This window comes from Amycolatopsis sp. WAC 01376, assembly GCF_003947415.1.
Taxonomy (GTDB): Bacteria; Actinomycetota; Actinomycetes; order Mycobacteriales; family Pseudonocardiaceae; genus Amycolatopsis.
In genome coordinates this window covers 667,503-687,577 of record NZ_QHKL01000003.1, presented here as the reverse complement: position 1 = coordinate 687,577, position 20,075 = coordinate 667,503, and the positions used below count along the sequence as shown (strand labels likewise).

The following is a 20,075-nucleotide window of genomic DNA, read 5'->3' as shown; positions in this document are numbered from 1 at the left end:
TTCCGATCATGAAGATCGACTTCACTCCCTCGCGCCGGTCGACGGTCGGCGCGGAATGGGAGCTCGCCCTCGTCGACCGGCGGACCGGTGAGCTTTCGTCGGTCGCGGAGCAGGTGCTGGACGCCGTCCGGCCCGACGGCGAGGAGGAGCACCCGAAGATCAAGCAGGAGCTGCTGCTCAACACCATCGAGGTGATCAGCGGGATCTGCGACACGATCGCCGAGGTCAAGGCCGATCTGAACGAGTCGCTGGACGTCGTCCATTCGGTCCTCGACCCGCTGGGCGTCGAGCTGTTCTCGGCCGGGTCGCATCCGTTCTCGACGTGGTACCAGCAGAAGGTCACCGACAAGGAGCGCTACGCCAAGCTCATCGACCGGACCCAGTGGTGGGGGCGGCAGATGCTGATCTACGGCGTCCACGTGCACGTCGGCGTCGACCATCGCGACAAGGCCCTGCCGATCCTGGACGCGCTGCTCAACTACGCGCCGCACCTGCAAGCGCTTTCGGCGTCTTCGCCGTACTGGGGTGCGGAGGACACCGGCTACGCGTCGAACCGCGCGCTGATGTTCCAGCAGCTGCCGACGGCCGGGCTGCCGTTCCAGTTCCGGAAGTGGACCGAGCTGGAGAGCTACGTCGACGACATGTTCACCACGGGCGTGATCGACCACTTCTCCGAGATCCGCTGGGACGTCCGGCCCGCCCCGCATTTCGGGACGATCGAGATGCGGGTGTGCGACGGATTGCCGACGCTGGAGGAGGTCGGCGCGATCGCGGCGCTGACGCAATGTCTCGTCGACGATTTCAATTCCCGCCTCGAAGACGGCGAGATCCTGCCGACGCTGCCGCCTTGGCACGTCCAGGAGAACAAGTGGCGCGCGGCGCGTTACGGCGTCGACGCGATCATCATCCTCGACGCGGCCGGAAACGAACGGCTCGTCACCGACGACACCTACGACCTGCTGGAGCGGCTCGAACCGGTCGCCCGGCGCCTGGACTGCGTCGACGAACTGCGGTCGGTCGAGACGATCCTGGCCTACGGGCCCAGCTACCTGCGTCAGCGCGCGGTGGCGAAGCACTACAACGGCAGCCTTCGCGCCGTCGTCGCTTCACTCATCGCCGAAATGCGGGACGGAAAGATCGCGCGCCCCTGACCTCCGACCGCATTTAGTCCTCTGAATGCGGTAGTTGCGCGTGCAAGGACCGCATCCAGAGGACTAAATGCGGGAGTCGAGATGCCCAAGGAGGGTGCTCGGGCCGAAGGTCGAAGCACCCAGCGCCTCGACGCGGGAACGCAGCTCGCGATCGGCGGTCACCACGACGACGTGGTCGTCCGGGCCGGCCTCCCTGGCCTTCCGCGCGACGGCCACGATCTGGGAGTCCCCGTCGGACTCGGCGTCGACGACCTCGACGCCGGGCACGGCCGCGACTCCCCGCGCCTTCCCCTCGACGACCAGCACGACCCTCGGCCACCACGACCATTCGCCGCCACCCGGGAGCGCCGGATCGGCGAGCCCGGTGCCGGCCAGGGTCGCGAGCTTGTCCCGCAACCGTTCCGCGGCGCCACGCCGGTCGCGCCACCAGCCGTCCGGCCGCGACCCGACGACGTTCGCGCCGTCGACCACCAGTACCAGTTCGCGATCCAAGTGTTCCTTCAATCCCGGCCACGCCACCGCGAAATCGCGGTGCAGCCGGAAGTCCGCGACCTCGCCCGCCCGGACCCACCGCAGTTCCGCGCTCTCCGCGTTCTTCACCCTGGCCGAAAGCGTGCCGATCGGCGCGGCCAGGATCGTGGTGTAGCGCCAGTTCCCGTGGTCGACGTGCGACGCGGCCAGCGCGCGGACGCCCGACGGCGGGATGTCGGCCTCTTCGTGCGCCTCGCGGGTGGCGGCCTCACGCGGGCTCTCCCCCGCCTCGACGGCGCCCCCTGGCAGCGCCCACGTACGCCCGTGATGCACCCACCAAGCCCGGCGTTGCAGCAGGACACCGCGCGCGGGATCGGACAGCAGCAGCCCGGCGGCGCCGTTCAAACCCCAGTGGAGATGCCCGAAGTCGCATTTCACGAAGCCGTTGCCGTCTTGCCGGGTCACGGCTTCAGCCTGTCACACCGACTTCGGCGCCGGGAGCCTTCGCCGCGTCGACGGCGAGCGCCGCCGCGCCGACGATCGTGCTGTCGTCCCCGTGGTGCGCGGTGCGGATCCGGGCCAGCGGCCGGTGCCCGGCGCCGGTGATCTTGCCCGCGTACTGCTCTCGCGCCTCGTCGAGGAACAGCGGCGCCGATTCGGACACCCCGCCGCCGATCACGATGATCTCCGGGTCGAAGACATCCGCGACCAGCGCCAGCCCTTCGGCGAGCCACTTGCCCAGTTCGGTCATCGCGCGCTGGGCGATCGGGTCGCCGTCGCGGGCGGCACCGGCGACCCGGCGGCCGGTGACCGAACCGGGGTCTCCCCTGGTCTCCCGCGCCAGCACGGTCGACCGGCCGGGGTGCCGGGCGAGCAGTTCCACCGCGGTCGCGGCCAGCGCGGTCCCGCTGCAGTACCGCTCCCAGCAGCCGTACTTGCCGCACGGGCAGGGCCGCCCGCCGGGAACGACCGTGAGATGCCCGAGTTCGGGGGCGACGCCGTACGCGCCCCGGTAGATCTTGCCGTCGAGCAGCAGACCCGCGCCGATCCCGGTACCGAGCGCGATCAGCGCGGCCACCTGGGCGCCGCGGGCGGCCCCGAAGCGGTACTCGCCGATCGCCGCGGCGTTCACGTCGTGTTCCAGGGTCACCGGCAGGCCGACGCGTTTCTCGATCCGTTCGGCGACCGGCGCGGCACGCCAGGACAGATGCGGCGCGAACATCACCGTCCGCCGGTCCTTGGCGACGAACCCGGCGACCGCGAGCCCGACACCGGAGACCTCGTGCCGGTTGCGGAGGTCTTCGACCACGCCGGCGATGGCGTCTTCGAGCGCGTCCTCCCCGCTGGGCGTGCCGACCCTGGCGGTGTCCATCAGCGAGCCGTGCTCGTCCACCACGCCGGCGCGCACACTCGTGCCCCCGACGTCCACCCCTACCGTCAGCAACTCAGTTCTCCCGGTCCGGCTGCCAAGCGTCGCGCCTGGTCACCGTGATGTGCTGGACCCGCGAAGCTCCCACCGGCGCATCTTCCCGCGCCGGCTCCTTCCGCGCAGGCTGGAACCCCGGCATGTGCACCCCGCCCTCGGGCTCCCAGCGATCGGCGAGCACCGCCCGCAGCAGCGCGACGAGCTGCGCGGCCTGCTCCATCAGCCGTGCCACGAACTCGGGCCGCTCCCCTCGGAAGACGCCGACGACCGCGCAGAGCGGGCACCAGCCGCCGTCCGTGTCGTGTTCCGAGCAGCCGTGCCCGGCGGAGATCAGGCCCTCCAGCCACGGCGCCGCGTGCTCGACGACGAGTTCGACCAGCAGCCGGATCTCTTCGGCCAGTTTGAGGCCGTCGGCCTCCGTGTGTTCGCTGTACTCGCTCACCCGGGTCCCCGGTTCCCGGCCAGGCTCACGACCAGGCCGTGCGCGTCGGATTCCGCACCGGTGATCCGGCACGGGCGCAACATCTCCGGCAGCGCGATCAGCCGCCGGAAACCGTCCACGGTGACGGCGAGATCATCGTCCACTCTGGCCAGGTCCACTTCGGAGTCACGGTGCAGCGGCACCGCGATCCGCAGCTGATAGCCACCGTCCGATTCGGACACCTGCAGCAGCGGGGTGACACCTTTTTCGTTGCCTGCCAAGGGATCAAGCCCCTGATAAAGCTCGTACGCGATTTCTTGCAACGCCTCGAGCCCCACCGGCTCGACGGCGCGGTGCTCGACGGGCTTCACCTGTCCGGGCCCGAAACCGGCGTCGGCGAGCTCGGCGAGGACGGCGTTCTGCTGGGTGCGCCTGGTCCGCATCCACGAGGCCGCGGCGCCGCGCCAGAACCCGGGCGCGGGCATCAGCCGGTTGACGATCAGGCCGTCGACCAGGATCCCGCGCAGGGCAAGGGAACTGAGGGTGCGGCGGGCTTCCGCGACGACCACGCGCTCCGGCGTCAGCACGAGCCGTACGGTGGTGGTGGCCGGGTCGGTGAGCAGGGTGCGAAGCGACTCCAGATGCGCGCCGAGCCGCCCCGCGTCGGCCGCCGTCCGCCGCGCGCCCGGTTTGAACATCCTCGACAGATAGCCGGAGACGGCTTCGGGCAAAGCCAGCAGGCGCAGCGTTTCCGCGGTCGGTCCACAGTCGACGACGACCGTCTCCCATGGACCGTGTTCGGCGAGGCGCTGGACCTCGGTGAGCGCGAGGAGTTCGTCCACGCCGGGCACCACGGTGAGTTCTTCGGCGTCGAGCGAGTCGAGGCCCGCCCCCGCGAGCGCGGTCTGCAATTCCTGCCGGAGTTCGCGCCAGGTGCTGTCGACGAGGCCGCGGGTGTCGATCTGGGCGGCGTGGAGAAGTCCCGACGTACTCCCTACCGCGGAGGGACCGACGATATCGTCCACTTCGGACGGTGCGGCGCCGAGCGCGCGGCCGAAGGCGTCACCGAGGGAATGGGCCGGGTCGGTCGAGACCACGAGCGTCTTCCTGCCCCGCCCGGCGAGTGCCGCCGCCGTCGCCGCGGCGAGCGTGGTCTTGCCGACACCCCCCTTGCCGGTGAACAGCAGGATCCGCATGCCTACCCTTCGACTCAGGACGCTTCAGCGCGCTTCTTGAGCTCCTTGAGCGCGGTGTCCATGACCATCTTCTCGGCCTTGCGGCGCAGCAGCCCGATCATCGGCAGCGCCAGCTCGACGGACAGCGTATACGTGACCTTGGTGCGGCCGGCGCCCAGCGCTTCGAGCGCGTAGCGGCCGTTCTGGGCCTTCTGCATCTGCCCCTTGACCAGGTGCCAGCTGACCCCGTTGCCGTCGGCGTCCCAGTCGTACTCGAGGGTGTAGACGTCCTTGATCGGCCCGGCGTCGAGGGTGAGTTTCACCTGCTTGGCGCGGCCGTTGTCATCCTCGCCGAGTACCTCGGTCTCCCGGACGGCCTTGGCCCATTCCGGGTACGCGGGGAAGTCGGCGATGACGGCCATCACCCGCGCGGGCTCGGCGTCGACCTCGATGGACTGCGTGGACTGCTCGGCCATGGTCCAAACTGTAGCCGCAGCCGAGGGTCACCAGCGCAGCACGTACGGCTGTGCCGTCTCTTTGAAGTGACCGACGTTACGGCATTCGGTCCTGCCGAGCCTCGTCCGCGGGGTCAGCGGCTGGTGGACGTGCCCGAACACCGACCAGCGCGGCCGCTGCTCGCGGATGAGACCGACCAGCGCCGCCGACCCGATCTCGGACCGCCGCGCGATCACGTCGTAGGTCAGTTCCGGGATGGCGGGCGGGATGTGGGTGCACAGGACGTCGACGTTCTCCAGCGCGCCGACCGCGACGTCGTACTCCTCGCGGGTGCGCAGGTACGGCCGCCAGAAGCCGTTGCGGCGCGGGACCACGTTCGGCGGGAGGAGCGCGCCGCCGACGAACCCGAACCGCAGGCCGCCGAACTCGGCGACCTCGCCGTCGACGACGGTGATGCCGTCGCCGGCGAACTCCGGCCACAGCGACGGGTCGTCGACGTTGCCGGGGGTCGCGAACGTCGGCGCGGTCAAAGCGCCGAACAGGACGGCGTACTGATCATGGATCGCCTCGCCGACGGCGGCGGCGGGATCGGCCAAAGTGGCCCACAACGATCGCGAGAAGGCAACGGTCTCATCACGAGTGCCCTCACGCCGGAGCCTCGCGAACTCGCCGACCTTCTCGGCGCCGAACAGCGCGCCCATGATGCCCTTGTCGTGCTCGCGGTAGTCGACGAAGTCCAGCAGGTCGCCCAGCACGATCAGCGCGTCGGCGCCGTCGCCCGCGCGTTTGAGCGCGTCGGCGTTGCCGTGCACGTCCGACACCACGTGAACCCGCATGCTCTCCCCTACCCGGCCCGGGGACCGACCCCGGGCTCGCGCCCGTCCTCGAGGACCTCTTTGAGCCCGAGCGCGATCGCCTTGGCCGCACGGGCCCTGCGATCGAACTCCCGCCGCAGGTCACGGGCCTGGAGCACAAGAGGCTCCCCGTCCGGACCGGCGGGAGTGGCGCGCAGGAAGTAGTGCAGCAAAGTGCCGTCGAGCACCGGCTCGAGCCAGACCTCCATGGTACCGATCAAGGCACCGCGCACGGTCCAGCGCAATCCTTGGTCGCCACGGTCGGTGTAGACCTCCAGAACGAGGTCCGGCCAGTAACGTGACCAAGATCGCGGATCGGCGAAAGCGGCGGCCACGGTGGACGGCGGGACCACGAGGAAGGTCTCGTCAACGATGTCGAGAGCTGGCGGCGCCTGGTTCACAGCGGCAGAATGTCATGCCCTGGGTATGGCCGATTCGTCAGCATGGTCTTAAGGTGCACGGCACGCTAAGTTGACTGGCGGGTAACACCGGTCACACCACTTGCACGCGAACACGGAGGTTCCTCGTGCGCGAATACAGCGCCCCCGCCGCCAATCCGGTGACCGACGACGAGAATCTCGCCGACGTCGTCTGGGCGAACGCGGAGCGGTTCTCCGATGTCGTGAGTTTCCGCCGCCAGGTCGACGGTACCTGGTTGGACATCACCGCCAAAGACTTCGCCGCCCAGGTTCTGGCCATGGCCAAGGGAATGGCACAGGCGGGTATCGCTCCGGGCGACCGGATCGGGCTCATGTCCAAGACCCGGTACGAATGGACCCTGATCGATTTCGCGATCTGGGCCGCCGGCGCGGTCACCGTCCCGATCTACGACACCTCCTCGGCAGAGCAGGTGCACTGGATCCTCTCGGACTCGGCGGCGAAGGGCGTGTTCGTCGAGACCGACGAACACCTCGCGACGCTCGAATCCGTCAAGGGACGCCTCGACACGCTCGAGCACACCTGGCAGATCGAGGCAGGCGCCGTCGACCAGCTCACCGAGCAGGGTTCCGCGCTGAGCGACGACGATCTGCACGAGCGCCGCCGCACGGTGAAGGCGGGCGACCTGGCCACGATCGTGTACACCTCGGGCACGACCGGCCGCCCCAAGGGCGTCGAGCTGACCCACCGGAACCTCCTGGCCGAGATCCGCGCCGACATCGCCGCGTTCCCGCAGCTGATGGAGCAGGGCAACTCGCTGCTGGTGTTCCTGCCGCTCGCGCACGTCCTCGCCCGTGCCATCGCGGTGACGGCGCTCAGCGCGCGAGTGACCCTCGGGCACACCTCGGACGTCAAGAACCTCGTCGCCGACCTCGGTACCTTCCGGCCGACGTTCGTCGTCGCCGTGCCCCGGGTGTTCGAGAAGGTCTACAACGGCGCGAAGCAGAAGGCGCACGGTGACGGCAAGGGCAAGATCTTCGACGCCGCCGAAGCCACCGCTGTCGCGTACAGCCAGGCTCAGGACACCGGCGGCGCCGGGCTGGGCCTCAAGGTCAAGCACGCGCTGTTCGACAAGCTCGTCTTCAGCAAGCTGCGCGCGGCCCTCGGCGGCCGATGTGTCGCCGCGGTGTCCGGCGGTGCCCCGCTCGGCGTGCGGCTGGCGCACTTCTTCCGCGGGATCGGCGTCCCGGTGTTCGAGGGCTACGGCCTGACCGAGACGTCCGCCGCGGCCTGCGTCGGCACCCAGGACGGCTTCCGCGTCGGCACCGTGGGACGCCCGGTCGCCGGCACTTCGGTGCGGATCGCCGAGGACGGCGAAATCCTGCTGAAGGGCGACGTCGTCTTCAGCGGCTACTTCAACAACGCCCAAGCGACCGCCGAAGCGCTCGAAGACGGCTGGTTCCACACCGGCGACCTCGGCGAACTGGACCGCGACGGCTTCCTCAAGATCACCGGGCGCAAGAAGGAGATCATCGTCACCGCGGGCGGCAAGAACGTCGCCCCGTCCGGGCTCGAGGACACCATCAAGGCCAGCCCGCTGATCAGCCAGGCGATGGTCGTCGGCGACCAGCGGCCGTTCATCGGCGCGCTGATCACCATCGACGAGGAGTACTTCCCGTCGTGGAAATCGCAGCACGGCAAGCCTTCCGACGCCTCCGTGTCCGACCTGGCCGACGCCGCCGCACTGCGCGCCGAGGTCCAGCAGGCCGTCGATCAGGCCAACAGCGCGGTTTCGCAGGCCGAGGCGATCAAGAAGTTCACGATCCTCTCGAAGGACTTCACCGAGGCAGGCGGCGAGATCACGCCGAGCCTGAAGCTGAAGCGCAACATCGTGAACAAGAACTACGCGACCGACATCGAAGCGCTGTACAAGAAGTAGCTCTTCGCGCGTGAAGGCAGTCCGTGAGGGCCTCCTTCCCTACCGTGAGGGTAGGCAAGGAGGCCCTCACGGACGAACGAGGTGCGGCTGGGTGCGGCCGGGGCTCAGGCGACGTTGCGAAAGCCACTTTCGCACCGTTGAAGGTTGCTAAAGTGGCTTTCGCAACGACCGCGCAGGCCTGGTGAGCGGGCCTGCGCAGGTATCCAGGCGCCGGTGCGCCCAATGTGGCATTGGGGACACTCAACGTCCCCAATGCCACATTGGGCGCGTCACCACCGCGAGTAGGTGACTAATTGCGGGTGATCTTCGCGTCCCACTCGATGTGGTGCTGGTACAGCCAGTTCCGGTCCCGGTCGGACGTCGTACTGGAAGACACCGAAGCGCTACCGGCCACCAGTTTCTCCACCCGCGCCCGCCGCAGCCGCTCGTAGGCCATGAAAGCCGTTGGTGCGTCAGGAAGATCTCGTAGGCACTGCGCCAGCACGACACTGTCCTCCAGCGCCATCGACGCTCCCTGCCCCGCGGCGGGCGAGGCCGCGTGCGCGGCGTCGCCGACGAGCACCATCGACGCGTTGAACCACACCGGCGTCGAGGGAACGTCGTAGGAATGGCCGCCGAAGACGTCGTCCCCCGTCGACTGGATGATTTCCGCGGCAGGCAACGGTTCCCCGTCGAAAGCCGCGAAGGCCGCCGAGCGCCACTCAGCCGCCGAAAGACCGACGCGGACGCCTTCGGCCGTGGGAAGCCGTGCGAACCAGTACGTCGAGCCGTCGGGTGTGCTCGTGTAGCCGAAGAAGGCGTGCAGGCTTTGAATCATCCGATAGAGGGACGGCGCCTGCGGGATGCTCGTGTCGGTCGTGTAGCCGTAGACGACGTCGAGGCCGGTCGAGCGCGGAGGCGGGCACGCCGGGTCGATGATGGTCCGGACGACCGACCGCAGCCCGTCGGCGCCGATCAGGATGTCCCCCTCGGCGACGGACCCGTCCTCGAAGCGCGCGACTCCCGGCGAGGCGGAAACCAGCCGCTTCCCGCGTTCGAAGGTGATCCCGCGCGAGATCACTTCCTCTTGCAGCGCACGGTAAAGGGACGCGCGGGTCAAGGTGCGCGGCCCGGTGAGCCCGGCTGAGTCCGCTACGTCGAACGACCGCCGCTCGACGGTCTTCCCATCCGGCGTCACGAGTTCCAGCCCGACGGCGGCGAAGGAGTTGTCGACCACCGGAGCCTCGGCGCCGATCGCGCGCAGGGCGTCCATGCCGTTGTGCATGATCGTCAGGAACGCGCCCGCGTCCTCGCCGCCGGACGGGTACGCCTCGTGAACGCTCGCTTCGATCCCGGCCAGCCGCAACGCCATCGCGGTCACCGTGCCCGAGATGCCGCCGCCGATGATCACAGCCTTCACCGCGAACCCCTCCGTCGTGTCGCCGTCACCCGACGGTACCGGGAAACGGCGACACGACAGCGGGAATCACGCGCCGCCGCTGGCGACGATGTCGCCGTTGACCCCCTTGGGGAAGAACCCGCCCTCCTTCACCGGACCGGGGTTCAGGTAGACGATGTTCAGCACCCTGTCGGCGCCGCGGCCGAAACAGATGCCGTTGTTGTCGGTGGGGACGATGTTGGCCTGGTTGCCCAGCAGGATGCCCTGGTCGTCGTCACCGGGGCCGTCGAGCGCGTCGCGGGCGTTGGAGATCTTGGCCGCCGCGTCGCCGAGGTCCCGGTCGAACAGCGACGTCCGGATGGTGGCGGCGTGGTAGGCCTCGGCAGCCAGGATCCCGGCGGCCGCGTCCAGGAACGTCTTGTTGGTGATCAGCGGCGCGGCCCCCTTGTAGGCCGTGACGCCGACGTCTTCGAACAGGTACGCCGCGAGCAGGAAGTTCTTCTCGCTGGCGAACGGGTCGAACTGCTGGTATTCGCTGATCAGCCCGGCCGCCTTGGCCGCGGCGGTGAAGCTGTCCTTGAGGTCGATCTCGGGCCGCGACACCGCGGCCTCGCCCAGCGCGCCGCGCAGGAACTTGACGTGCGCGACCTCGTCGCCCGCGATCTCCTTGGCGAACTGGTGCAGCGTCTTGTCGTGGAACATCACCTTCTTGCCGCCGACCACCCCACCCTGGGTGCCGACGCCACCGGTGATGTCGTCCGGCAGGCCGCGGCCGTGGACGGCGAAGGAGTAGAATTCGGCTTCGAGATACTCCAGGTTGAGCGCGAAGTTGAGCACGGCCGCGTCGCTGGGGGCCTCCGCGGCGGCAGCTGCCTCACCCGTCGCCGAAGCGGACGAAGTGGCCTGCACCCCGAGGTAGGTCGCGCCGACGACCCCGAGCCCCGCCGCGCCGGCCGCCTTCAAGAACCGGCGGCGATCCGTGCGGTTCTCGGCACTGCGTGAGATCAGGGTACGAACGAAGGGCTTTCCGAACACGAGTGGTTCCTCTCGTCTTTGCGGTACACACCCACCCACTCGGACGTTCGGAACCACTCGTGACCCGGATTGGAAAAGATCTCGAACTTATTTCTTCGCCGCCGCGGCAAGGCGAACAGCGACCGTGCCCACGCCACGCTCTCGGTCGGGAAACCGCAGATCAGGGGTCTCGTGAGCGGTAAGGACGGTTCTCTTGTGAAGAAGGTCAAACGTGTCGTGTTCGTGGGTGAGGCTGGTGGTGGGGTGAAGGCTCCCTTCGCCGCGTCTGATGCGACGAAGGGAGCCCTCGCCCCCGGGCACCGACCATGCCACCTTTGCCTTACCCCTGACCTCGGATGTCGTGAAGGGCCCCTTTGAGACCTTCATCGTCTCAAAGGGGCCCTTCACGACATCCCCACGACCGCGACCACTCATGTGAGCGCCTGACCGAGCCTGGCATCAACCGCAGCCGGAACCCACGTAGCTACCTAAGCCACCCTTGGCCCTAACCATCCTTACCACTCACAAGACTTGACCGGCGATGTCACGTGACTGACCGGACGACACACGTGATCCAGCGGACGACACACGTGACGGGATGGACGACACGACCGCGGCCGGGTTCCGCCACGAGTCGTCCGGCCCGTCACGCGTGTCGTCCCTCCCGCCACGTGTGCCGTCCGTTCAATCACGCGAAACCGCCACCCGCGCACCGGCCGTAGGTACCTAAGCCACCCGTCACCTTTGCCTTGCGGCTACTTACTTCTTCGTCGCCGCGGCAAGGCGGACACAGACGGCGAGCCCGCGGATGGCCTCTTCGACTTCGGCCAGCTCGGGGTACGTCGGCGCGATGCGGATGACGGCGTCCTCGGGGTCGTCGCCGTACGGGTGGGTCGCGCCGGCCGGGGTCAGGGCGATACCCGCCTCCTTGGCCAGCCGCACGACCTCCTTGGCGGTCCCCGGCGGCACGGTCAGCGAGATGAAGTACCCGCCGGTCGGCTTGGTCCAGGACGCGAGGCCCGATTCGCCCAGTTCCTTGGTGAGGATCTCGTCGACGGCCGCGAACTTCGGCCCGATGAGCTCGGCGTGCTTGCGCATGTGCTCGCGGACGCCGTCCTCGTCGCGCAGGAACTGCGCGTGCCGCAGCTGGTTGACCTTGTCCGGGCCGATGGTCCGCTTGCCGATGAGGCCGGTCCACCAGGCCAGGTTGGCCTCGGAGGCGCCGAAGAAGCCGACGCCGCCACCCGCGTAGGTGACCTTCGAGGTGGAGCCGAAGACGAACACGCGGTCGGCGTTGCCCGCCTCGGTGGCCAGCGCGAGCAGGTCCGCCAGCCGCGCCTCGTCCTCGGTGAGGTGGTGCACGGCGTAGGCGTTGTCCCAGAAGATCCGGAAATCCGGGGCGGCCGTGACCATCGTCGCCAGGCGGCGCACGGTGTCGTCGCTGTAGGTGACGCCGGTCGGGTTGCTGTACTTCGGCACGCACCAGATGCCCTTGATCGCGGCGTCCTCGGCGACGAGACGCTCGACGAAGCCCATGTTCGGGCCGGTCTCGGTGAGCGGCACCTGGATCAGCTCGATCCCGAAGCGCTCCGCCAGCGCGAAGTGACGGTCGTAGCCCGGCACGGGGCACAGGAACTTGACGCTCGGCTCGTCGGCCCAGCGACGCTCGGCGCCGGGGAGCTTGCTGAGGAAGGCCTGCACGATCGAGTCGTGCATGAGCTCCAGGCTGGAGTTGCCCGCGGCCAGCAGCTGCTCGGCCGGGACCTGCAGCGGTCCGGCGAAGATGCGGCGGAGCTCGGGCAGGCCCTTGAGGCCGCCGTAGTTGCGGACGTCCGTGCCGTCCTCGGCTTTGCGCACGTCTCCGGGCAGGGCGAGCAGCCCGTCGGCGAGGTCCAGCTGGCGAGGGGACGGCTTGCCGCGGGTGATGTCCAGGGAGAGGCCACGGTCGACGAGGGCCGCGTAGTCGCGGCGGGCGCTCTCGACATCGACAGGTGCAGTGGTCATGCCTAACGCTAAACCCGGCGCTGATCCGGCGTGAGACGAGGGTGGCTTCCGGCCCGCGCGCCCAAGATCCGATAACGGTTACGGCGTGTTTTTCAGCATTCGTAACGAGTCCGAATCCCCTAGTGGCGCGTCCATTGTTTCCCGCATTCTCGGTGGCACGAGGAAAAGGGGAGAGAAATGGGAACGATGAATCGGGCGGCGGTGACGCTGATGGCGGCGGGTGCGCTGGCCGCGTGCGCGGTACCCCAGCAGGGAACGGCGGCTCCGGCCGTCGCGGTGGCCGCTCCGCCGACCACGATCGTGATCCAGCCACCCGCGATCGCGGTCCCGCCCCAGACGGTTTATGTCGCACCACCCGCGACACAGACGGTCTATCCCGCACCGGCGGTTTCCGTGGCGCGAACGGTGATCGCGTACTACGACGCGCTCAACCGGCGTGATTTCCCCACCGCGTGGAATCTCGGCGGGCAGCGGCTGGCGAAAGGCGGCGCTTATGCCTCCTACGTCAAGGGATTCGCGACGACTTCCTGGGCGGCCCTCACCGTGACGGGCGAGAGCGGGAACACCGTGCACGTCCATCTTTCGGCGCGCCAGACCGATGGTTCACTGCGTACTTTTTCCGGTTCCTACACCGTTTCCGGTGGCGCGATCTCCGGGGCGAACATGAAACGTGTCTCGTGATCACAGCGGGGTGAGTTGCGAGATCTTCCACCGGCCGTCGATCCGGACAGCGGTGACCGAAAGCTGGGAAACCGACGATTGCGGAGCGGCTCCACCGGGAGTGAGCGTCTGCTGGTCGAGGAACAACAGCACTTCGGCCTGCTCTCCGCGCAGGGACCGGACACCGAGCGATCGGACCGTCGTGGTGCGCACGAGCTTCTGCTCTTCGGCCCGTTTCCGCGCCGAAGCGAACTGATCCCGGTACTGCCTGGTCGCCTCCCCGGTGAGCACGTCGGCCGCGGCCCGTTCGGTCCGCGCGAGGTTGCTGTAGTCGTAGGAGAAGACCGCCTTGACCCCGGCGCCGACCTGGTCCGCGACCTCGGCCGTGGCGGCCCGGTCCACCAGCGCCGCGTTGCCGTCCGAGCCCAGCGAGGACGCCTGGAGACCGAACCACACCGCGCACCCGGTGGCCAGCACGATGAGCGCGATCAGGATCCGCGGGATGCGCCCGGTCACGAGCCCGCCGCCTGTACCGCGCTGACCTTCCAGCCGTCCTCGACGCGCTGGTAGTCCACGGTCAGCCTGCTCACCTTGGGCGCGGCCGATCCGCCGCCGGTGCTGACCCGCACGTCCAGCACGGCCATCAGCCGTGCCGTCCCGGCGCCGGCGTCGAGTTCGGTGACCGCGGCCTGTTTGAGCTTGGCCGTGGCGACGGTCTTGCTCGTGGTCGCGCGGTCGATCTGGACCTTCCGGTCGCCGGTGAGATCCTTGCCGAGGCGTCCGGTGGTGACGCCGAGCCAGCGGTCGACGTCCTGGGCGCCGCTGCGGTAGTCGATCGTGTTGAGCACCTCGAGCTGGCCGGACGCGGCGGCCAGGACGGCCTCGCGCTCCCTGCCGCGGGCAAGGCCGTCGTCCCTGGCGGCGCTCCACCACGACCAGCCGAACCAGGCGGCCGCGAAGACCGCCAGCGCGGCGAAAACGGTGAGGGCACGGGTGAGCACTACTTGCCACCCAGCAACGCGCCCAGCCCGCCCGGCGCGGATCCGGTGAGCAGGCTCAGCACGCCCGGCAGCTGAGCGGATTCGGCCGCCTGCGGGGTCTGCTTCGGACGCTCGGGGACCGCGGGCGGCTTCCCGGCGTACGGGGCGTTCTGCGAACCTCGCACACCCGTGGGACTTCCCGGCGGCTCGGCGCAGTAGGCCTGCGTGTTCACCGGCGCCTCGGTGGTGTCGTTGGCGGGGCGTTGTTTCGTGCCCTCGTAGCCCTTGGTGCACGAGGCCGGGTCGAAGAAGTTGAACACGACGCCGAGGTGACCGGTGCCGTCCGGCGACGTCGAGCGCGAGAAGGCCGAGATGATCGGGTACGCGACGAGGAGTTCCTCGATCGCGTCGGTGCGGGCGGAGGTGATCTGGGCGGTGGTGAGCGTGTTCGCGAACAGCACCCCGAGGTCGGTCCCGGAAACCGCGAGCACGTCGCTGATCTGGCGGCTCAGCTTGGGCGCCTCGTCGATCACCCGCCGCAGATCCGGGTCGGACGTCTTCAGCTGCGCCGCGATCGTCTTGAGCCCGCTGGAGAACTGGGTGATGTTGTCCGCCTGCCGCCGCTGGGTGTCCAGCACCGTCCGCGAGTTGGCGAGCAGGCCCTGGGTGTCGGGCAGGTACTGCGTCGCCGTCGCGGTGAGGGAACCGGTGCTGTTCAGCAGCTGCCGCAGATCCGGACCGGCGTTGGCGAACGCCTCGTACGTCTCGTCGACGACGGTCTTCAACGATTCCGGCTTCACACTCGACACCAATTTGTCCAAATTGGACAATACGGTGTCCGGCGCGAGCGGGATCGACGTCTTGTCCCGTTTGATGACCGATCCCTCGGCCAGGTAGGGCCCGTTTTCGTGCATGGGCAGCAGATCGACGTACTGCTCCCCCACAGCCGACCGGTTCGCGACCGCCGCCTTGGTGTCCGCGGGGATCTTCGGCGCTCCCTCGTCGATGTCGAGGCCGAGGTCGATTCCGTGCTCGGTGAGCGTCATCGAGGCGACCTTGCCGACCGCGACCCCGCGATAGGAGACCTCGGCGTTGACGAAGATCCCGCCGGAGTCCGCGAGCTGGGCGGTGACGAGGTAGCCGCGAGTGCCGAAGAGCCGGTCCAGCCCGGCGTACTTGCCGCCCGCGTAGACGACCGAAACCACCGCGATGACGATGAACACCGCCATCTTGATCTTGGTCTTGCGGGTGATCACCGGCCACCTCCCAGCAGCGGTCCGAGGATCCCGCCGAGCACGCCGCCCAGCACGTCCCCTTGGGGTGTCTGGGGAGTCTGCGGGAGATCGCCGGCGGGCAGCGGCAGCACCGGCGGCGCGGCACCGTTGTTGAACGGGATCGTGCCGGGGGTGCCGGTGCCCTGGGTGCCGGGCAGCTGGATGATCGGCTGCGACGAGTTGTTCATGTTCTCCAGGAACGTGTCCAGGTTCAGGTCGATCTTCGCTTCGACGTTCGCGTAGTCGCCCTTGATCACGTTGCCCGCGTAGTCCGGGAACGGATAGGTGAGCAGGATCCGCAGCGCCGTCGGCAGGTCCTGGCCGGCCTCGGTCAGTTTCTTCAGTGTCGGCTGCAACGCGCGCAGGTTCGCCACCAGCGTGTCCTTGCTCGCCTTGATCGTTTCGGTCGCCACCCCGGACAGCGTGTTCAGCGACTGCAGCATGCCGACGAGCTGATCCCGTTGCTCGGTCACGACCTTGAGCCCCGGCGAAAGATTGTCGAGCGCGTTCGTGAGATTCTGTGTCTGGCCGACCAGGGTTTTGGAGAGTTTGTCGAGGCCGTCGATGGCACGCAGGATCTCACCCTTGTGCCCGTCGAGTTCGGTGGCCAGCTTGTCCACTTGGGACAGCAGTGAGCGCACCTCTGCCTCGTTGCCGGTGAGCGCCTCGTTGAGTTCGTGGCTGATCTTCTGGATCTGCTCGACCCCGCCGCCGTTGAGGAGCAGGGAAAGCGCGCCGAGGACCTCTTCGACCTCGGGGTTGCGGTTCGTGCGGTCCAGCGGGATCTTCGCGCCCTCGGCGAGCGCTCCTTCGGGTTTTTCGGGAGCGTGCAGGTCGACGAACTTCTCCCCCAGCAGACTCGACTGCCGCAGCTCGGCACGCGCGTTCGCGGGCAGCGCGATGTCGCCGTTGACGACCATGCTCACCCACGCCGATCGCGTGTCCGGCGCGAGGTCGATCTTCTCGACCCGCCCGACCGGGACGTCGTTGACCTTCACACTCGCCTGCGGCACGAGGTCGAGGACGTCGGAGAACTGCGCGGAGAGCCGGTACGGATGGTCGCCGAGATCCGCGCCGCCCGGCAAGGGAGTGTTGTACAGCCCGGAAAAGCCGCCGTCACTGCATCCGGCCAGCACCAGGACACCCGCCATCACGCCCGCGATCCGCTGCCGTTGCCGCTTCATTTCGGGAGCCCCTTGGTCATGACGTCGACGAGCGGGAGCGGCAGCGGTGGCAGCTCACCGCTCTGCAATGAGGCCAGCACCTGCGGCACCGACGGGAGTTTCAGCGTGCCGTCGAGGACGGGCGCGAGCTGTTTGCAGATGTTGCCCAGCGCGTCCGGGATCGGCTTCGGCGTACTCGCGCTGATCAGGCGGCACACGGTCAGGATCGGCGGATGCGTCAGCTCGTTCAGGTTGTCCCGCACCGCGATCGTGCCGGATGCCGCGTCGTAGGAGTTGATGAAGTTGGTCGCCCCGGTCGGCGCGATGTCGATCACCTCGGCGAGCGAGGCCCGCTGGTCCACGAGCACCTTCGTCAGGCCCGCCAGTTTGTCCACATTGGATGAAAGCAGGTCCTTGTTCTCCGCGACGAACTTCTCGACGTCGCCCATCGCCGTCGCCAGTGAGTTCAGCGCGGCACCCACGTCGGCGGAATCGGCGGCCAGGAAGCCACTGACGTCCGCGGCGCGGCGGTAGAACTCGTTGAGCTGCTTGTCGCTTTCGGCGAGCGCACCGGTGAAGGAGTTCAGGTTCTGCACCGTGGCGAACAGGTCGCCTTTGGAGCTGTCCAGGGTCTTGGCCAGTTCGGACAGCCGCGTCACCGTGGTGTTGAGGTTCTTCCCGTTGCCGTCGAGGTTCGCGGCCGCGGTGTCGAGCACGTCGGACAGCGCGCCGTTCTTGTTGGCACCGTTGGGTCCGAGGCTGGTCGAGAGCTTGTCGAGACTGGTGTAGAGGTCGTCGAGTTCGGCGGGCGTCGCCGTCTTCTCCTTGGCGATCACCGTGTCCGACGCCATTTCGGGACCGCTCTCGTACGCCGGGGTCAGCTGGACGTACCGGTCGCTGACCAGGCTCGGCGCGACGACGCCGGCGCCCGCGTCGGCCGGGATCGGGGTGTCGCCGTCGATCCGCATGTCGACCCGGACCGCCTCACCCTGCGGCGTGACGCCGGTGATCTCCCCGACCTTCACCCCGAGCACCCGGACCGACGAACCCGCGTAGAGCCCGACCGTCTTCCCGAAGTAGGCGCTGATCCGGGTGCCGCCGGGTTCCTTGAACACCAGCCACAGCCCGGCGGTCAGGAGCAGCACGAGGACGCAGGCGAACGCGATCCAGTCGTACAGCGTGCGGGATCGGGTGCTCATCGTCCGCCCACCCCCTGGTTCGGTGCCGCGATCGGCGGGGTGCAGCCCTCCGGGTTGACCTGGAACGCGCCCGCGATGATCGTCGGCGGCAGCAGCCCGCACAGGTATCCCTCGAACCAGCGCCCGTTGCCGGTCGCGTTGGCGCCGACGCGGGCGAACGGCGCCATCAGCGCGAGGCTGCGGCTGAGGTTGTCCTGGTTGCGCTGCAGGATGTCGGTGACCTTGCCGAGCTTTTCGAGGGTCGGCTTCAGCTGTTGCCGGTTGTCGGCGACGAGACCGGACAGCTGCGCGGAGACCTGTTGCGTGCCCTTGAGCAACGTACTGATCGCGTCCTTCCGGTTCTGCAGTTCGGCGAGCAGGAGGTTGCCGTCGTCGAGGATCCGTTTCAGCTGGGCGTTGCGGTCGGACAGCGTCTTGGACACCTTGCTCGTGTTGGCCAGCAACGTCTTCAGGTCACCGTCGCGTGAGGACACCGTCTTGGACAAGGAAGACAGGCCGCTCAGCGCGTCCTTGAGGTACTGCGGGCTGTCCTTGAGCGCGTCGGAAAGGACGGTGAAACTCGACGCCAGCTGCGCCGTGTCGATCTCGCCGACGGTGCCCGACAGCTCCTGGAACGCGTCCTGCAGTTCGAACGGCGTCCGCGTGCGGTCGAGCCCGATGGTGGTGTTCGGATCCTGGTTCGCCTTGCCCTTCGGGGTCAGCGCGAGGAACTTCTCCCCCAGCAGCGTCTTGATCTCGATCGACGCGGCGGTCGCGTCGCCGACCCTGACGCCGGAGACCCGGAACTTCACCAGCACCTTCTTGCCCGCCAGCTCCACGGAGCTGACCTGGCCGACCTTGACCCCGGCGACCTGGACCTCGTTGTCCGGCGACAGCCCCGCCGACTCGCCGAAGTACGCGGAGTACGTCGTCCCGCTGCCGAACAACGGGATCCGGTCGGAGAAGTACGTCGTCGCCGTGATCAGCACGATCAGGATGAGCGTCACGCCGCCGACCAGGGCCTGGTTGCGTTCCTTGAGCGGCTTCACGGCCCGCACCTCTCCGGTCGCTGCGTGCCGGGCAGCGGCGTGATCGGCAGTTCGATGTTGAGCGACTTGATGCCGATGCTGCCGGAGATCCCGCACAGGTAGTAGTTGAACCAGCTGCCGTAGCTCAGCGTCCTGGTGAACTTCTGCAGGTTGCCCGGCAGCACCTGCAGGAGATGGTCGAGCAGCTGTTCCGAGTCGCCGAGGTTCTGCGACAGCGCGCCGAGCTGCGCGACGTCTTCCTTGAGCGCCGGCCGCGCGTCGGCGAGCAGGCCGGTGGTGGCGACGGTGAGGTCGCCCAGCGCCTTGACCGCCTCCCCGATCGGCTGCCGCTGCTCGTCCAGCCCGGTGACGAGCCGCTGGGTCTGGTCGATCAGCTCGCCCAGCTCCGGCGACCGCTTCTCGACCGTGCCGAGCACCGTGTTGAGGTTCGCGATGACGTCACCGATGATCTTGTCCTTGCCCGCGATGGCCGACGTGACCGACGCGGTGTGCGCGAGCAGGCTGGTGATCGTGCCGCCCTCGCCCTGGAAGACCTGGATGATCTCGTAGGACAGTTTGTTGACGTCCTCGGGGTTCAGCGCGCGGAAGAGCGGTTTGAACCCGTTGAACAGCACGGTCAGGTTCAGCGCCGGTTTGGTGCGCTCGGGCGGGATGACCCCGCCGCGCGGCAACGACTTCTCGTCGCCGATGTCCGTGCCGAGCGAGAGATACCGCTGGCCGACCAGGTTGCGGTACTTGATGGTCGCGGTCACCGACGCGGGCAGCCGATGCGAGGTCTGGACGTCGAAGTGGACCTGCGCGAAGCTGCGGTCGCCCTCCTCGACCTCGATCCTGGCGACCTGCCCGACCTTGACGCCGACGATGCGGACGTCGTCGCCCTCCTTGAGCCCGGACGCGTCGGTGAACTTGGCCGTGTAGCCGGAGGTCTCACCGAAGTTGGTGTTCGCGATGGTGGCGCCGAGGATCGCGGTGAGCAGCACGGTCACCACCGCGAAGATGAGGATCTTGACCAGATCCGGGACGAAGGACCTCATCGGGCCGCCCTCCCGCCTCGTGGGCTGAAGGGGCGGTCCGTGAAGGCCTCCTTCCCTACGCTCAGGGTAG

20 protein-coding genes are annotated in these 20,075 nt (G+C 68.5%); 3 read left to right on the top strand and 17 right to left on the bottom strand.

Annotation, left to right across the window (positions count from 1 at the left end):
• The first annotated feature begins 8 nt into the window (after positions 1 to 8).
• On the top strand, positions 9 to 1,151 hold the full coding sequence (locus DMH03_RS20025; RefSeq protein ID WP_125793518.1) for a glutamate--cysteine ligase: 1,143 nt from the start codon (positions 9 to 11) through the stop codon (positions 1,149 to 1,151).
• Between the two features lie 63 nt (positions 1,152 to 1,214).
• Here the strand turns inward: DMH03_RS20025 and DMH03_RS20020 are convergent, their stop codons facing one another.
• From DMH03_RS20020 to DMH03_RS19990, 7 genes are read right to left on the bottom strand one after another with little or no spacing between them, the layout of a single operon-like run.
• Positions 1,215 to 2,087: an NUDIX domain-containing protein gene (locus DMH03_RS20020; RefSeq protein ID WP_125793517.1), complete on the bottom strand. Its 873-nt coding sequence runs from the start codon at positions 2,085 to 2,087 to the stop codon at positions 1,215 to 1,217.
• 4 nt (positions 2,088 to 2,091) lie between these two features.
• Positions 2,092 to 3,051: an ROK family protein gene (locus tag DMH03_RS20015; RefSeq protein WP_125793991.1), complete on the bottom strand. Its 960-nt coding sequence runs from the start codon at positions 3,049 to 3,051 to the stop codon at positions 2,092 to 2,094.
• A 16-nt stretch (positions 3,052 to 3,067) separates the two neighbouring features.
• Complete coding sequence (locus DMH03_RS20010) at positions 3,068 to 3,490, bottom strand: hypothetical protein (protein WP_125793516.1); 423 nt, start codon at positions 3,488 to 3,490, stop codon at positions 3,068 to 3,070.
• Complete coding sequence (locus tag DMH03_RS20005) at positions 3,487 to 4,665, bottom strand: ArsA family ATPase (protein WP_125793515.1); 1,179 nt, start codon at positions 4,663 to 4,665, stop codon at positions 3,487 to 3,489. Before DMH03_RS20005 ends, DMH03_RS20010 begins: the two co-directional genes overlap by 4 nt.
• A 14-nt stretch (positions 4,666 to 4,679) precedes the next feature.
• Positions 4,680 to 5,120 carry an SRPBCC family protein gene (locus tag DMH03_RS20000; RefSeq protein WP_125785432.1) on the bottom strand — a complete coding sequence of 147 codons (441 nt, stop codon included), beginning with the start codon at positions 5,118 to 5,120 and terminating at the stop codon, positions 4,680 to 4,682.
• A 27-nt stretch (positions 5,121 to 5,147) separates the two neighbouring features.
• Entirely contained in the window at positions 5,148 to 5,936 is a 789-nt protein-coding gene (locus DMH03_RS19995) for a metallophosphoesterase (protein ID WP_125793514.1), read from the bottom strand.
• An 8-nt stretch (positions 5,937 to 5,944) separates the two neighbouring features.
• A complete protein-coding gene (locus DMH03_RS19990) occupies positions 5,945 to 6,355 on the bottom strand; it encodes a polyketide cyclase / dehydrase and lipid transport (protein WP_125793513.1) in 411 nt (136 codons plus the stop codon).
• A 125-nt stretch (positions 6,356 to 6,480) separates the two neighbouring features.
• Between DMH03_RS19990 and DMH03_RS19985 the strand changes: the two genes are divergently transcribed.
• Positions 6,481 to 8,271 (top strand): long-chain fatty acid--CoA ligase, encoded by a 1,791-nt coding sequence (locus DMH03_RS19985; RefSeq protein WP_125793512.1) that lies wholly within the window; start codon positions 6,481 to 6,483, stop codon positions 8,269 to 8,271.
• Positions 8,272 to 8,560: 289 nt separating this feature from the next.
• Here DMH03_RS19985 and DMH03_RS19980 read toward each other — a convergent pair whose 3' ends face one another.
• From DMH03_RS19980 to DMH03_RS19970, 3 genes are all read right to left on the bottom strand, one after another.
• Positions 8,561 to 9,670, bottom strand: coding sequence for an NAD(P)/FAD-dependent oxidoreductase (locus DMH03_RS19980; protein ID WP_125793511.1), 1,110 nt, complete (start codon positions 9,668 to 9,670; stop codon positions 8,561 to 8,563).
• A 66-nt stretch (positions 9,671 to 9,736) separates the two neighbouring features.
• Positions 9,737 to 10,684 carry a ferritin-like domain-containing protein gene (locus DMH03_RS19975; protein WP_125793510.1) on the bottom strand — a complete coding sequence of 316 codons (948 nt, stop codon included), beginning with the start codon at positions 10,682 to 10,684 and terminating at the stop codon, positions 9,737 to 9,739.
• Between the two features lie 738 nt (positions 10,685 to 11,422).
• A complete protein-coding gene (locus DMH03_RS19970) occupies positions 11,423 to 12,667 on the bottom strand; it encodes an aminotransferase class I/II-fold pyridoxal phosphate-dependent enzyme (RefSeq protein WP_125793509.1) in 1,245 nt (414 codons plus the stop codon).
• Positions 12,668 to 12,844: 177 nt separating this feature from the next.
• Between DMH03_RS19970 and DMH03_RS19965 the strand changes: the two genes are divergently transcribed.
• Entirely contained in the window at positions 12,845 to 13,348 is a 504-nt protein-coding gene (locus DMH03_RS19965) for a hypothetical protein (RefSeq protein WP_125793508.1), read from the top strand.
• Here DMH03_RS19965 and DMH03_RS19960 read toward each other — a convergent pair whose 3' ends face one another.
• From DMH03_RS19960 to DMH03_RS19930, 7 genes are read right to left on the bottom strand one after another with little or no spacing between them, the layout of a single operon-like run.
• Entirely contained in the window at positions 13,349 to 13,843 is a 495-nt protein-coding gene (locus DMH03_RS19960; protein ID WP_125793507.1) for a hypothetical protein, read from the bottom strand.
• Positions 13,840 to 14,328 carry a hypothetical protein gene (locus DMH03_RS19955; protein ID WP_125793506.1) on the bottom strand — a complete coding sequence of 163 codons (489 nt, stop codon included), beginning with the start codon at positions 14,326 to 14,328 and terminating at the stop codon, positions 13,840 to 13,842. Before DMH03_RS19955 ends, DMH03_RS19960 begins: the two co-directional genes overlap by 4 nt.
• Positions 14,328 to 15,563, bottom strand: a complete 1,236-nt coding sequence (locus DMH03_RS19950) for an MCE family protein (protein WP_199748943.1) — start codon at positions 15,561 to 15,563, stop codon at positions 14,328 to 14,330. Before DMH03_RS19950 ends, DMH03_RS19955 begins: the two co-directional genes overlap by 1 nt.
• Positions 15,560 to 16,765 (bottom strand): MCE family protein, encoded by a 1,206-nt coding sequence (locus DMH03_RS19945; RefSeq protein WP_125793505.1) that lies wholly within the window; start codon positions 16,763 to 16,765, stop codon positions 15,560 to 15,562. The genes DMH03_RS19950 and DMH03_RS19945 overlap by 4 nt, the downstream gene beginning before the upstream one ends.
• A complete protein-coding gene (locus DMH03_RS19940; RefSeq protein ID WP_125793504.1) occupies positions 16,762 to 17,943 on the bottom strand; it encodes an MCE family protein in 1,182 nt (393 codons plus the stop codon). The genes DMH03_RS19945 and DMH03_RS19940 overlap by 4 nt, the downstream gene beginning before the upstream one ends.
• Entirely contained in the window at positions 17,940 to 18,971 is a 1,032-nt protein-coding gene (locus tag DMH03_RS19935; RefSeq protein WP_199748942.1) for an MCE family protein, read from the bottom strand. Before DMH03_RS19935 ends, DMH03_RS19940 begins: the two co-directional genes overlap by 4 nt.
• Positions 18,968 to 20,005, bottom strand: a complete 1,038-nt coding sequence (locus DMH03_RS19930) for an MCE family protein (protein ID WP_125793502.1) — start codon at positions 20,003 to 20,005, stop codon at positions 18,968 to 18,970. Before DMH03_RS19930 ends, DMH03_RS19935 begins: the two co-directional genes overlap by 4 nt.
• Positions 20,006 to 20,075: the final 70 nt, after the last annotated feature.

Excerpts from the sequence above, each read along its gene's own strand:
- DMH03_RS20025 (WP_125793518.1), top strand. The coding sequence starts at position 9 with ATGAAGATCGACTTCACTCCCTCGCGCCGGTCGACGGTCGGCGCGGAA.
- DMH03_RS20005 (WP_125793515.1), bottom strand. The coding sequence starts at position 4,665 with ATGCGGATCCTGCTGTTCACCGGCAAGGGGGGTGTCGGCAAGACCACG.
- DMH03_RS20000 (WP_125785432.1), bottom strand. The coding sequence starts at position 5,120 with ATGGCCGAGCAGTCCACGCAGTCCATCGAGGTCGACGCCGAGCCCGCG.
- DMH03_RS19995 (WP_125793514.1), bottom strand. The coding sequence starts at position 5,936 with ATGCGGGTTCACGTGGTGTCGGACGTGCACGGCAACGCCGACGCGCTC.
- DMH03_RS19970 (WP_125793509.1), bottom strand. The coding sequence starts at position 12,667 with ATGACCACTGCACCTGTCGATGTCGAGAGCGCCCGCCGCGACTACGCG.
- DMH03_RS19965 (WP_125793508.1), top strand. The coding sequence starts at position 12,845 with ATGGGAACGATGAATCGGGCGGCGGTGACGCTGATGGCGGCGGGTGCG.
- DMH03_RS19945 (WP_125793505.1), bottom strand. The coding sequence starts at position 16,765 with ATGAAGCGGCAACGGCAGCGGATCGCGGGCGTGATGGCGGGTGTCCTG.
- DMH03_RS19940 (WP_125793504.1), bottom strand. The coding sequence starts at position 17,943 with ATGAGCACCCGATCCCGCACGCTGTACGACTGGATCGCGTTCGCCTGC.
- DMH03_RS19930 (WP_125793502.1), bottom strand. The coding sequence starts at position 20,005 with ATGAGGTCCTTCGTCCCGGATCTGGTCAAGATCCTCATCTTCGCGGTG.